The sequence below is a fragment of the Streptomyces sp. N50 genome (assembly GCF_033335955.1).
Lineage (GTDB): Bacteria > Actinomycetota > Actinomycetes > Streptomycetales > Streptomycetaceae > Streptomyces.
Genome location: NZ_CP137549.1, coordinates 4829380 through 4842923 on the forward strand (window position 1 = coordinate 4829380; position 13544 = coordinate 4842923).

The window sequence follows — 13544 nt, forward strand, 5'->3', positions numbered from 1 at the left end:
GGACCGGTCTCCCGGATACGGGGTGTAGCCCACTACACCCCCTCCCGCTACGACGACGCCCCGCACCCTTCAGTGAGGGTGCGGGGCGTCGTCGTAGCGGGCTTGCCGGTTGTCACTTCACCGGCTGGGGCTCCGGGGCGTTCTCCGGTTCCGAGGTGCCTGCCGGGGGCTCGTCGTCCGACGGCTTCTTGACCGAGTCCAGGAGGAGCTGGGCCACGTCGACCACCTGGATCGACTCCTTGGCCTTGCCGCCCGTGGCGGAGCCACTGTCGGCCGCGGCCTTCTTGCCGTTGACCGAGTCGGTCAGCATGACCAGGCAGAAGGGGCAGGCCGTCGAAATGATGTCCGGGTTCAGGGAGAGGGCTTCGTCCACGCGCTCGTTGTTGATGCGCTTGCCGATGCGCTCTTCCATCCACATGCGCGCGCCGCCGGCACCGCAGCAGAAGCCGCGTTCCTTGTGGCGGTGCATCTCCTCGTTGCGCAGGCCGGGGACGCTGGCGATGATCTCGCGCGGGGGCGTGTAGATCTTGTTGTGGCGGCCCAGGTAGCACGGGTCGTGGTACGTGATGATGCCCTCGACCGGGGTCACCGGGACCAACTTGCCCTCGTCCACGAGGTGTTGGAGCAGCTGGGTGTGGTGGATGACCTCGTAGTCGCCGCCGAGCTGCGGGTACTCGTTGCCGATGGTGTTCAGGCAGTGCGGGCACGTCGCGACGATCTTCTTCGCCGACTTCGGCTTCGCGGACTCGGCGACCACCTTGCCGTCGTCGTCCAGTTCCTCGCCGAAGGCCATGTTCAGGGCCATGACGTTCTCCATGCCGAGCTCCTGGAACAGCGGCTCGTTGCCGAGCCTCCGTGCCGAGTCGCCCGTGCACTTCTCGTCGCCGCCCATGATCGCGAACTTCACGCCCGCGATGTGGAGGAGTTCCGCGAAGGCCTTCGTCGTCTTCTTGGCGCGGTCCTCCAGGGCGCCCGCGCAGCCGACCCAGTACAGGTACTCGACCTCGGTCAGGTCCTCGATGTCCTGGCCGACGACCGGGACCTCGAACTCGACCTCCTTGAGCCACTCCAGGCGCTGCTTCTTCGCCAGGCCCCAGGGGTTGCCCTTCTTCTCCAGGTTCTTGAGCATCGTGCCCGCCTCGGACGGGAACGCGCTCTCGATCATCACCTGGTAGCGGCGCATGTCGACGATGTGGTCGACGTGCTCGATGTCGACCGGGCACTGCTCGACGCAGGCGCCGCAGGTGGTGCAGGACCACAGGACGTCCGGGTCGATGACGCCGTTCTCTTCGAAGGTGCCGATCAACGGGCGTTCCGCTTCCGCGAGGGCCGCCGCGGGGACGTCCTTCAGCTGCTCCTCGGTCGCCTTCTCCTCGCCCTCCATCGACTTGCCGCCGCCCGCCAGCAGGTACGGGGCCTTGGCGTGCGCGTGGTCGCGCAGCGACATGATCAGGAGCTTGGGGGAGAGCGGCTTGCCGGTGTTCCACGCCGGGCACTGCGACTGGCAGCGGCCGCACTCCGTGCACGTGGAGAAGTCCAGCAGGCCCTTCCAGGAGAACTGCTCGACCTGGGAGACGCCGAAGACGTCGTCGTCGCCCGGGTCGGTGAAGTCGATCGGCTCGCCGCCCGACGTCATCGGGAGCAGGGCGCCGAGCGAGGTCTCGCCGGTCGCGTTCCGCTTGAACCAGATGTTCGGGAACGCCAGGAAACGGTGCCAGGCCACGCCCATGTCGGTCTTCAGGGCGACCGTGATCATCCAGATGAAGGAGGTCGCGATCTTCACGCCGGCGAAGAGGTACGTGAGGTTCTGGAGCGTGGAGACGTCCAGGTGGCGCAGGGCCGAGACCACCGGGTACGAGATGAAGAAGGAGGCCTCGTACGCGTCTACGTGGTGCTGGGCGCCTTCGAGCGCGTGCAGCATGAAGATGCAGACGCCGACGATGAGGATGACGGCCTCGACGAAGTACGCCTGGCCGAAGTTCGAGCCGGCGAAGCGGGACTTGCGGCCCGGCTTGTTCGGCTTGCTCAGCTGGCGGATCACGATCAGGGCGAGGATGCCGATGACCGTCATCGTGCCGATGAACTCGACGAAGACGTTGTACGGCGCCCACTCGCCGATGACCGGCAGCAGCCAGTCGGCCTGGAAGAGCTGGCCGATGGCGTTGACGATCGTCAGCAGCAGCGAGAAGAAGCCCACCGCCACGAACCAGTGCGCGACGCCGACGACACCCCAGCGGTTCATCCGGGTGTGGCCGAGGAACTCCTTGGCCACGGTGACGGTCCGCTGGACGGGCTCGTCGGTGCGGGTGCCCTTGGGCACGTTCTGGCCGAGTCGCATGAAGGTGTAGATCTGCAGGACGGCGCGGGCGAACAGCGCCACACCGACCACGATCAGTACCAGCGACACGATGATCGCGGCGAGTTGCATTTCAGGGCTCCTCGGGCCTGCGAGGGGTCATGGCATCACCGCTCAGCACATTACTAAGCGGTAACTTAATCGGTTCGACCGAGACTACCCCTATCTTGCGTCGCACTGTAGCCAGCCGTGCGGTGATGTGTGTCGCTGAGGGTTGCCTAAAAAGACCTGCTCCGGGCTTGTTCCCAAGCTTGTTACGGTCTGATCGTGTTATTCGTACTGAATTGGTACATTTGCGTCTAATTTGGATCCGTGCTCTACGGGATTCTCGCCGCCACGACCGCCCTGCTCCTCGCCGCCGTCCTCGCCGCCCTGCTCCGGGTGCCCGCACTGCGGGCGAGGATCGTCGACCGCAGACGGCGGACGCGTCCGGTGCCGCTGCTCGGGGGACTGGCCGTCGCGCTCGCTGTCGTGTCGGTGACCTGGGCGTGCGACTGGACCGGTGTCGCCCCGCTCGGTGACGGGGTCGGCGGGCTGCTGGGTGCCGGGTCCGCCGTCGCTGCGCTCGGGCTCGTCGCCGACGTGTGGCGGCTGAAGACGCGGTTCCTTGTTTTCGGTACGGCCGTGGCGGCGGCCTGTGTCGTGCCGTACGGCGAGATCGGGGTACTTGGTGGGGTGTTGGCGGTGGTGTGGATCGTGTTTGTCGCCGGTGCCTTCAAAGGGCTCGATCACGCCGACGGGCTCGCGGGGACCGTGGGGGTGGTCACCGCCTTCGGGGTCGGGGCCTGTGCCGCGATGGAAGTGATGGACGGGCTCGCGGTGTTGCTGAGTGTGCTGGCCGCCGCGCTCACCGGGTTCCTGATGCACAACTGGCATCCCGCGCGGATCGCGCTCGGCGCGTGCGGGTCGCTGTTCACGGGCTTCGTGCTCGCCTCGGCCGCCGTCGTCACGCAGGCCGGGCGCGGGTTCGCGTCCAGCGCGGGGGTGTTGTTCGCGCTGACCGCGGTCGCGAGTGCCGATGCCGTGCTCGTGCTGCTGTCGCGGCGGCTGGCCGGGCGGGCCCTGTTGCGGGGCGGGCCCGATCATCTCGCCCACCGGCTGCGGCGGTTGGGGCTCACTCCGCAGGGGGCGGTGGTGGTGCTGGGGGCCGGCGGGTTCTCCGGAGTGCTCGTCGGGGTGCTCGTGCACAACGGGTGGGCGGGCGAATCCGCCGTCGCGTGGGTGGCGGGCGGGGCCTTGGTCGTCGTGTTCGGGCTGCTTAAAGTCAACGTCTACGGGGTGCGGCGTGCCGCATCCACGCAGGTCAGAGGCCAGTTGCGTGTAAGGAACGGATAAGAGTTGAGCCTGCTCGACTCAGCTCTGTTGACCCAGCGGTGAGTGTCGTGCACACTTGAGTCCGTTCCACTCAAGTCATTGCTGGAGGAATCAACCATGGCACGTGCGGTCGGCATCGACCTGGGCACGACTAACTCCGTCGTCAGCGTTCTTGAAGGCGGCGAGCCCACCGTCATCACCAACGCAGAGGGCGCCAGGACCACGCCGTCCGTCGTCGCCTTCGCCAAGAACGGCGAGGTGCTCGTCGGAGAGGTGGCCAAGCGCCAGGCGGTCACGAACGTTGACCGGACCATCCGTTCCGTGAAGCGCCACATGGGCACGGACTGGAAGATCGAGCTCGACGGGAAGAACTTCAACCCGCAGCAGATGAGCGCCTTCATCCTGCAGAAGCTGAAGCGCGACGCCGAGGCCTACCTGGGCGAGAAGGTCACGGACGCGGTCATCACCGTCCCGGCCTACTTCAACGACTCCGAGCGCCAGGCGACGAAGGAGGCCGGCGAGATCGCGGGCCTGAACGTCCTGCGCATCGTGAACGAGCCGACCGCCGCGGCGCTGGCGTACGGCCTCGACAAGGACGACCAGACGATCCTCGTCTTCGACCTCGGTGGCGGCACCTTCGACGTGTCCCTCCTGGAGATCGGCGACGGCGTCGTCGAGGTGAAGGCCACGAACGGCGACAACCACCTCGGTGGTGACGACTGGGACCAGCGGGTCGTCGACTACCTGGTGAAGCAGTTCGCGTCCGGCCACGGCGTGGACCTGGGCAAGGACAAGATGGCCCTCCAGCGTCTGCGTGAGGCTGCCGAGAAGGCCAAGATCGAGCTGTCGAGCTCCACCGAGACCTCGATCAACCTGCCCTACATCACGGCCTCCGCCGAGGGCCCGCTGCACCTGGACGAGAAGCTCACCCGGGCTCAGTTCCAGCAGCTGACGGCCGACCTGCTGGAGCGCTGCAAGACGCCGTTCCACAACGTCATCAAGGACGCCGGCATCTCCATCAACGAGATCGACCACGTCGTCCTCGTCGGTGGCTCCACCCGTATGCCGGCCGTCGCGGAGATCGTGCGCGAGCTGACCGGCGGCAAGGACGCCAACAAGGGCGTCAACCCGGACGAGGTCGTCGCCATCGGCGCGTCCCTCCAGGCCGGTGTCCTCAAGGGCGAGGTCAAGGACGTCCTGCTCCTCGACGTCACCCCGCTGTCCCTCGGCATCGAGACCAAGGGAGGGATCATGACCAAGCTCATCGAGCGCAACACCACGATCCCGACCAAGCGGTCCGAGATCTTCACCACCGCCGAGGACAACCAGCCCTCCGTGCAGATCCAGGTCTACCAGGGCGAGCGCGAGATCGCGGCGTACAACAAGAAGCTCGGGATGTTCGAGCTGACCGGTCTGCCGCCGGCCCCGCGCGGTGTCCCGCAGATCGAGGTCTCCTTCGACATCGACGCCAACGGCATCATGCACGTCACGGCCAAGGACCTCGGCACCGGCAAGGAGCAGAAGATGACCGTCACCGGCGGCTCCTCGCTGCCGAAGGACGAGGTCGACCGCATGCGCCAGGAGGCCGAGCAGTACGCGGACGAGGACCACCGCCGCCGCGAGGCCGCCGAGTCCCGCAACCAGGGCGAGCAGCTCGTCTACCAGACGGAGAAGTTCCTCAAGGACAACGAGGACAAGGTCCCCGGCGAGGTCAAGACCGAGGTCGAGGCCGCCGTCGAGGAGCTGAAGGCCGCGCTCAAGGGCGAGGACACCGCCGAGATCCGCACCGCCACCGAGAAGGTCGCCGCGGTCTCGCAGAAGGTCGGCCAGGCCATGTACGCCGACGCCCAGGCCGGTCAGGCCGCCGGCGGCGACGCCCCGGGTGCCGAGGCGCCCAAGGCGGACGACGACGTGGTGGACGCCGAGATCGTGGACGACGAGCGCAAGGACGGTGCCGCGTGACGGAGGAGACCCCGGGCTTCGACGAGAAGCCTGATGTCCCTTCCGGCGCCACCCCCGACGACGCCGAGCCGCAGGCCGCCTCCCCCTCCAGCAGTGGGGAGGGGGCGGCCCCGGCAGGGGACGCAAGCAGCGCGCAGATCGCCGGTCTGACGGCCCAGCTGGACCAGGTGCGCAAGGCGCTCGAAGAGCGCACCGCGGACCTCCAGCGGCTCCAGGCCGAGTTCCAGAACTACCGCCGCCGGGTCGAGCGGGACCGCATCGCGGTCAAGGAGATCGCCGTGGCGAACCTCCTGACCGAGCTGATGCCCACGCTCGACGACATCGGCCGCGCGCGGGAACACGGTGAACTCGTCGGCGGTTTCAAGTCGGTGGCGGAATCCCTGGAGACCGCCGCGGCGAAGATGGGACTGCAGCAGTTCGGCAAGGAGGGCGAGCCCTTCGACCCGACGATCCACGAGGCCCTGATGCACTCGTACGCGCCGGACGTCACGGAGACGACCTGCGTGGCGATCCTGCAGCCCGGGTATCGCATCGGCGAGCGCACCATCCGCCCCGCGCGGGTGGCGGTCGCGGAGCCGCAGCCCGGCGCCGCGGCGACCGGCAAGGCGGAGTCCTCGGACGCCGCCGAGAGCGCGGACGACGACAAGGAGAGCGGTGGCCCGGACGAGGGCTGACATCGCACCCCACGGGACCCGCAACGGGCGTAGCACCAAAGGAAAGGAGGGACGTCGGGGATGAGCACCAAGGACTTCATCGAGAAGGACTACTACAAGGTCCTCGGCGTCCCCAAGGACGCCACCGAGGCCGAGATCAAGAAGGCGTACCGGAAGCTCGCCCGCGAGTTCCACCCGGACGCCAACAAGGGCAACGCCAAGGCCGAGGAGCGCTTCAAGGAGATCTCCGAGGCCAACGACATCCTCGGTGACCCCAAGAAGCGCAAGGAGTACGACGAGGCCCGTTCCCTCTTCGGCAACGGCGGTTACCGCCCGGGGCCGGGCGGCGCGGGCGGCGGCAACTTCAACTTCGACCTGGGCGACCTCTTCGGAGGCGGCGCCCAGGGCGGCGGTGGCGCCGGGGGTGCCGGCGGCTTCGGCGGCGGGATCGGTGACGTCTTCGGGGGCCTGTTCAACCGCGGCGGCACGGGCACGACCCGTACGCAGCCGAGGCGCGGCCAGGACATCGAGTCCGAGGTCACGCTCAGCTTCACGGAGGCCATCGAAGGGGCCACGGTCCCGCTGCGGATGTCCTCGCAGCAGCCCTGCAAGGCCTGTTCGGGCACCGGCGACAAGAACGGCACACCGCGCGTGTGCCCGACCTGCGTCGGCACCGGCCAGGTCGCGCGCGGCTCCGGCGGCGGTTTCTCGCTCACGGACCCGTGCCCCGACTGCAAGGGCCGCGGCCTCATCGCCGAGCACCCGTGCATCGAGTGCAAGGGCAGCGGCCGCGCCAAGTCGTCCCGGACCATGCAGGTCCGGATCCCCGCGGGGGTCACGGACGGCCAGCGCATCCGGCTGCGCGGCAAGGGCGCACCGGGTGAACGGGGCGGTCCCGCAGGGGACTTGTACGTCATGGTGCATGTCGACGCGCACCCCGTGTTCGGCCGCAAGGACGACAACCTCACGGTGACGGTCCCGGTGACGTTCGCCGAGGCGGCACTCGGCGGCGAGGTCAGGGTGCCCACCCTGGGCGGCCCGCCGGTGACGCTGAAGCTGCCCCCGGGCACGCCGAACGGCCGGACGATGCGCGCCCGCGGCAAGGGCGCGGTCCGCAAGGACGGCACCCGGGGTGACCTCCTCGTGACCGTCGAGGTGAGTGTCCCGAAGGACGTCACGGGGAATGCTCGTGACGCACTGGAGGCGTACAGAGAGGCGACCGCGGGCGAGGACCCGCGGGCGGAGCTGTTCCAGGCCGCGAAGGGAGCATGAGAGTGATGGACGGCCGTCGACGCAACCCGTACGAGCTGACCGAGGAGACCCCGGTCTACGTCATCTCGGTGGCGGCCCAGCTCTCCGGCCTGCACCCGCAGACGCTGCGCCAGTACGACCGCCTCGGCCTGGTCTCCCCGGACCGCACGGCCGGACGCGGCCGGCGCTACTCGGCCCGCGACATCGAACTGCTGCGCACCGTCCAGCAGTTGTCGCAGACCGAGGGCATCAACCTGGCCGGCATCAAGCGCATCATCGAGCTGGAGAACCAGGTGGTCGCGCTCCAGCAGCGCGTCGCCGAGCTCCAGTCGGCGGTCGAGGGCGCGGCGGCCACGATGCAGCAGCGCGAGGCCGCGGTGCACGCGTCGTACCGGCGCGACCTGGTCCCGTACCAGGAGGTCCAGCAGACCAGCGCGCTGGTGGTGTGGCGGCCGAAGCGGCAGCAGTCCTCGGACTGACGTCCACGCACACGCGGAAGGGGCCCGGAGGATCAACCTCCGGGCCCCTTCCGCGTGTTCAGCACGTTCAGGGCGTCAGGGCCGCCCAGTCGCCCGCCGGTACGGACTCGGTGCCGTCCGCCGCCAGGGTGGTCACCCAGTAGAAGGACGTGGTGCCGCGCGCGGCGCCGCTGTCGTGGTACGCGCTGACATCGCTGCCGAGGTCGGCGATCTTCTCGTACGCCCCGGTCGCGGGGTTCCAGCGGTGGACGCGGAAGCCGGTCGTCTCCTGGGCGGCGGAGCTCCAGTTCCAGTCGAGGTCGACGCCCGCGCCGCCCTCCGTCGCGGACGCGTTCAGTTCCAGCGGTGAGTCCTCGGGAGTCGCGACGCCCGGCGTCACGTCGAGCTCCGTCGCCGTCACGATGTCGGCCTTGCCGGTCGTCCGCCAGGTGGAGAGCCAGTTGTCGTCGTACGCGTCGACGAAGAAGCAGGCCTCCTCGCCGTCGGGCAGGGTCGCGTACGCGTACGACGTGGTGGCGGCGGACAGCCACGCCACCTCGTGGACGGAGCAGACCTTCTCCTCGTCGCCCAGGAGCTGCCCCCGGTAGACGAGGTACCGCCCGAGGTCGGGCGCCGGATTCGGGTCCCAAGCCAGCGAGAAGCCGTACCCGGTCGGCGTGACCGTCAGGCCGGTCACCGCGGGCGGCGCGGTGCTGTCCGGGCGGGTGGCCCTGACGGCGGCGGAGCGGGCGGACTCGTTGCCCGCCGCGTCCAGGGCGGTCACCCGGTAGGTGTAGGTGCTCTCCTCCACCGCCGAGGTGTCCAGGTACGAGGCCTTGGCCGTGTCCCCGATCCTGGCGTACGAGCTGCTCCCGTCCGGCGCCCGGTACACGCGGTACGACGCGGCCCCCGCGACCGCGGTCCACTCGACCGCGATTCCGCCCACCGAGAGGGAGCTCTCCAGTCCGGTGGGCGCGGCGGGGGCGGTGCGGTCGGCGGTGGTGACGGGCTGGTCGGCGGTGCCGGCGGACTCGTTGCCGGCCTTGTCGGTCGCGCGGAGCTCGTAGTAGTACGTGTCCTCGCCGGTCACCGGGAGGGTGGCGTCGGTGTACGTGGTGGAGGCGGTCGTCGTGAGCGGCTTGGTGCCGAACGAGGTGCCCTTCAGGCGCCGGTAGACCCGGTAGCCCGAGAGGTCCATCTCCTTGTTCTTCGACCAGGTGAGCGTCGCCTTGCCGGTCGAGGAGGCGTACGACACCGCCGTGCCCGTCGGGGCGAGCGGCTTGACCTTGTCGACCGTCGCCGAAGTCCGGGGCGTGTACGTGAACTTGACCTTGGCGGAGCCCGTCCAGTTGGCGTAGTCGATCCGCAGGGTGTGCTTGCCCTTGGGGATCGTCACGTCGGCCGTCTTGCTCACCGTCTTGGCGGTGTTCTTCCACAGGTCGACCTTGCGGACGCCGTCGACGTACACGCGGATCCCGTCGAGGCCGGACGCGGCGAGGGCGAAGGGGCCGCCGGAGCCGAAGTCCCTTGTCACGCTCCAGCGGACGCCGAAGTTGTCCTTCGGGAGGCCGGAGGCGGGGGCGCCGGTCCAGGTCTGGTCGACGGCGTTGTCGCAGTCCGTCTTCTTCGCCGTACCGGAGAAGGCGGTGTTGGCGAAGAACTGCCGCTTGAAGACCGGGGAGTCGCAGGTCGTGGCGGCGGAGGCCGGGGCGGCGGTGGCGGCCAGGAGCCCGCCCGCGGTGGCGAGCACCACGGCCGTGGCCGCGACGGCGGTCGTGCGTCTTGCTGGGTTCATTCGGTCCTTCAAGTCCTGATCGTCATAGCGTCAAAGACAGGTAAAGAGACGCTGTTGACGATCAGGACTCACGAAGGAGGGGCTTGGTTGTACCGCCCCGCTACTCCACTGTCACCTCGACGGGGCCGGTGGGCTTCGTCCTGGTGGCGAAGGCGTGGCCGTCGTTCTCGGACTCGTTGCCGTGGGTGTCGGAGGCGGTCACGGCGTAGATGTAGGTGAGGCCCGCGGTACCGGTGAGGTCGGCGAACGAGGTCTCCGTGGTGCTGCCGATCTTCTCCCAGGGCCAGGACACCGAGCCGTAGTACTCGATGGACACCCGGTACACGTTGTAGGTCGTCCCCGCGGCCCCGGTCGACGTCCAGGACAGCGACGCTCCGCTGTAACTGCCGCTGCCGGTCAGCCCGATCGGTGCCTGCACGGTGAGCGGGGCGACGGTCGCCGACGGGGCGGAGGTGTGTCCCGCCTTGTCGACGGCGACGACGTAGTAGTTCCGGGTGTCACCCGCCGCCAGGTACCCCGAGGTGTACGAGGCGGTGGTGAGCGGTGCGGTGCCGCTCACCAGCGTCCAGGTGCCGTCGACGTCGCGGTACACCTGGTAGCCCTTGACGTCGGTCTCGGGGCTCGCGTGCCAGGTGAGGGTGGTGAGCCCGGTGAATCCGGAGTGTCCACCCGCGAGACCGGTCACTCGGGCGGGGGCCGCGTCGACCGTCGTGACGGGCTTGTCCGCGGTGCCGGTCGATTCGTTGCCCGCCTTGTCGCGGGCGCGGATCTCGTAGTAGTACGTGTCGCCGGTCGCGGGCGGGGTGTCGGTGTACGTCGTGGAGGCGGTCGTCGCGAGCGGCGCGGCGGGGAAGGACGTGCCCTTCAGGCGCCGGTAGACCCGGTAGCCCGAGAGGTCCATCTCCTTGTTCTTCGACCAGGTGAGCTTGGCCTTGCCGGTCGCGGAGGCGTACGTCACCGAAGTGCCGGCCGGGGTGAGCGGCTTGACCCTGTCGACGCTCGCCGCGGTGCGGGGCGTGTACGTGAACTTGACCTTCGCGGAGCCCGTCCAGTTGGCGTAGTCGATCCGCAGGGTGTGCTTTCCCTTGGGGATCGTCACGTTCACGGTCTTGGCGCGCGAGCCGGACGTGTTGGACCACAGGCTGATCTTGCGGCTGTTGTCCAGGTAGACGCGGATGCCGTCGGACGCCGAGGTCGCGAAGGAGAACGGACCCCCCGAGCCGAAGTCCCTTGTCACGCTCCAGCGGACGCCGAAGTTGTCCTTGGGGAGGCCGGAGGCGGGGGCGCCGGTCCAGGTCTGGTCGACGGCGTTGTCGCAGTCCGTCTTCTTCGCCGTACCGGAGAAGGCGGTGTTCGCGAAGAACTGCCGCTTGAAGACGGGTGAGGCGCAACTCGTCGCGGCGGAGGCGGAACCTGTCGCGCCGACGAGCAGGCTTCCCGCGACGGAGAGCACGACGGTGGCGGCCGTCGCGTGTCTGGCTGGGTTCATTCGGTCCTCTGTCGGATCGGCGGGGCAGGGGGTGGCCGTCGCTGATCACGACTTGTGAAGACGGGAGTTGGTTGTGCTTATCTTTGCCCGTTCATGAACTCCCGTTGAGTGGAGGGTCCGTAAAGAGCGTTTGGATGGGGTTCCGCAGCGTCTCCACATACCAAACGGAACGTGGCGTTGCCATCTCGTTAAGTAGTTCCGCTTGACGCCGGTGGTCGCGGCCGCGTTGGCTTTTCAGTCACCTGGGTTGCAATGCTGCACCCACGTCCGCACGGCACCAGAAGTGAGCTCCCAATGCGTCGTATCGCCATATCCGTGGCCGCGTCCTCGCTGGCCCTCCCCCTGGCCGCCTGTGGCGTGCTGAACTCGTCGGGGAGCAGCTCGGACGCGACTCCGGCGAAGGGCAACGACATCACGGTGGGTGTCCTCATGCCGGAGAAGACGAACACGCGGTACGCGGAGTTCGACTTCCCGATCATGAAGGCGAAGATCCAGGAACTCACGGCGAACAAGGGCAAGGCCGAGTACGAGAACGCCGGTGGCGTCGCGGCCACGCAGGACAAGCAGATGCAGAAGATGATCGACGAGAAGGTCGACATCATCGTGCTCGACGCCGTCGACTCGCACGCCATCCGGACCATGGTGGCGAAGGCCAAGACCGCCGGCATCCCGGTCATCGCCTACGACCGGCTGGCCGAGGGGCCGATCGACGCGTACGTCTCCTTCGACGGCGAACTGGTCGGCGAGGTGCAGGGCCGCTCCCTGGTCGAGGCGCTGGGCAGCGACGTGGACACCTCCGACAAGATCGTGATGATCAACGGCTCGCCGACCGACCCGAACGCCGCGGTGTTCAAGGGCGGGGCGCTGACCGAGCTGCAGGGCAAGGTGACGATCGCCGAGAGCTACAACACCAAGGCCTGGGACCCGGTCATCGCCCAGCAGGAGATGACCGAGGCGATCGACAAGCTCGGCAAGAACAACATCGCCGCGGTGTACTCCGCCAACGACGCGATGGCCGGCGGCATCATCAAGGCCCTGAAGGCGTCGGGCCTGACGAAGCTCCCGCCCGTCACCGGCCAGGACGCCGAACTCACCGCCGTGCAGCGGATCGTCACCGGCGAGCAGTACATGAGCGTCTACAAGCCCTACCCCGACCTCGCCGAGGCCGCCGCGAAGATCGCGGTCGCCAAGGTGCAGGGCAGGGACATCGAGTTCGACGCCCTGACCCGTGACACGGTCGACAGCCCCACGAACAAGAAGATCCCCTCGCAGCTGGTGTCCGTGGTCGCGCTGACGCAGGACAACATCAAGTCGACGGTGGTCGCGGACGGGATCTACAAGATCTCCGACATCTGCACGGCCGACTACAAGACCGCGTGCGAGGCGCACGGGCTGAAGTAACCCGCCCGCCCCGCACGGGAGTTCACGCCACCCGCGTGAACTCCACCGTCACCTCCGGCGGTCCGCCCGCCACTCCCCGGTAGATCCCCTTGTGCGGGGTCACGTCGTCGTAGTCGCGCCCGCGCCCCACCACCACGTGGGACTCGTCGGGCCGGGTCCGGTTGGTGGGGTCGTAGCCGCACCAGTCGCCCGCCCAGTACTCGATCCAGGCGTGGCTCTGCCCGGCCACCGGGCGGTGGAGTTCCGCTTCGCGCTCGGGGTGCAGGTATCCGGAGACATAGCGCGTGGGCAGACCGAGCCCCCGCAGCAGCGCGATGGTGACGTGCGCGATGTCCTGGCAGACGCCGGCGCCCTGCTCCCAGGCCTCGGCCGCCGACGTGTTCACGCCGGTGACGCCGGGGAGGTAGGCCACCCGGTCGGCGACCAGCGCGGAGACCGCGATCGCCGTCCCGTGCGGGTCGAGTCCTACGGCCGCCTTGCGCGCCTTCTTCAGCAGCTTGGGCGGGACCGTCGTACGGACCGTGGGGCCGATGAACTCCAACAGGCGTGAGTTCGTGGTCCGTTCGGTCACCTCCTGCCAGCTGCGGGAGGGGCCGAGCGGCTCCGGCGGGGACGTCTCGACCAGGCTCGACGCGGTGATCGTGAGGTCCGCGTGCGGGTCCATCAGGTCGAAGCCGGTGACCTGGGTGCCCCAGTAGTCCCAGTACGACCAGGTCGGCGTGGTCGGGTTCACGGTCACCCGCGCGTCCAGGGTCGTCTGGCCGGGCAGCGTCAGCGGGGTCATCCGCACCTCGTTGTGGGAGGAGACGGCCGCCTGGGCGTACGAGACGCGGGTGGTGTGGCGGATGCGAAGCCTACGGGTCAT

The 13544-nt window shown here is 68.8% G+C and carries 10 protein-coding genes; 6 read left to right on the plus strand and 4 right to left on the minus strand.

Features of this window, described 5'->3' with window-relative positions:
• Positions 1-112: 112 nt before the first annotated feature.
• Positions 113-2428 (minus strand): (Fe-S)-binding protein, encoded by a 2316-nt coding sequence (locus R2B38_RS21535; RefSeq protein WP_318017694.1) that lies wholly within the window; start codon positions 2426-2428, stop codon positions 113-115.
• Between the two features lie 240 nt (positions 2429-2668).
• Here R2B38_RS21535 and R2B38_RS21540 point away from each other — a divergent pair, with 240 nt between their 5' ends.
• The 5 genes from R2B38_RS21540 (at position 2669) to R2B38_RS21560 (ending at position 8015) form a co-directional block, all read left to right on the plus strand.
• Positions 2669-3691, plus strand: a complete 1023-nt coding sequence (locus R2B38_RS21540) for an MraY family glycosyltransferase (protein ID WP_318017695.1) — start codon at positions 2669-2671, stop codon at positions 3689-3691.
• Positions 3692-3787: 96 nt separating this feature from the next.
• The gene (gene dnaK / locus R2B38_RS21545; protein WP_033284775.1) at positions 3788-5632 is read left to right on the plus strand and encodes a molecular chaperone DnaK; all 1845 of its coding nucleotides are present in this window, start codon (positions 3788-3790) and stop codon (positions 5630-5632) included.
• Positions 5629-6306, plus strand: coding sequence for a nucleotide exchange factor GrpE (grpE, locus tag R2B38_RS21550; protein WP_318017696.1), 678 nt, complete (start codon positions 5629-5631; stop codon positions 6304-6306). Before dnaK ends, grpE begins: the two co-directional genes overlap by 4 nt.
• Before the next feature lie 60 nt (positions 6307-6366).
• Positions 6367-7557 (plus strand): molecular chaperone DnaJ, encoded by a 1191-nt coding sequence (gene dnaJ / locus R2B38_RS21555; RefSeq protein ID WP_318017697.1) that lies wholly within the window; start codon positions 6367-6369, stop codon positions 7555-7557.
• Between the two features lie 5 nt (positions 7558-7562).
• Positions 7563-8015, plus strand: a complete 453-nt coding sequence (locus R2B38_RS21560) for a heat shock protein transcriptional repressor HspR (protein WP_033284884.1) — start codon at positions 7563-7565, stop codon at positions 8013-8015.
• A 67-nt stretch (positions 8016-8082) separates the two neighbouring features.
• Here R2B38_RS21560 and R2B38_RS21565 read toward each other — a convergent pair whose 3' ends face one another.
• Positions 8083-9789, minus strand: a complete 1707-nt coding sequence (locus R2B38_RS21565; RefSeq protein ID WP_318017698.1) for a PA14 domain-containing protein — start codon at positions 9787-9789, stop codon at positions 8083-8085.
• Positions 9790-9889: 100 nt separating this feature from the next.
• Positions 9890-11278: a fibronectin type III domain-containing protein gene (locus R2B38_RS21570; protein ID WP_318017699.1), complete on the minus strand. Its 1389-nt coding sequence runs from the start codon at positions 11276-11278 to the stop codon at positions 9890-9892.
• A gap of 294 nt (positions 11279-11572) precedes the next feature.
• On the opposite strand from R2B38_RS21570, the gene R2B38_RS21575 reads away from it, so the two are divergent.
• Positions 11573-12679: a substrate-binding domain-containing protein gene (locus R2B38_RS21575; protein WP_318017700.1), complete on the plus strand. Its 1107-nt coding sequence runs from the start codon at positions 11573-11575 to the stop codon at positions 12677-12679.
• Positions 12680-12701: 22 nt separating this feature from the next.
• Here the strand turns inward: R2B38_RS21575 and R2B38_RS21580 are convergent, their stop codons facing one another.
• Complete coding sequence (locus tag R2B38_RS21580; protein ID WP_318017701.1) at positions 12702-13544, minus strand: transglutaminase family protein; 843 nt, start codon at positions 13542-13544, stop codon at positions 12702-12704.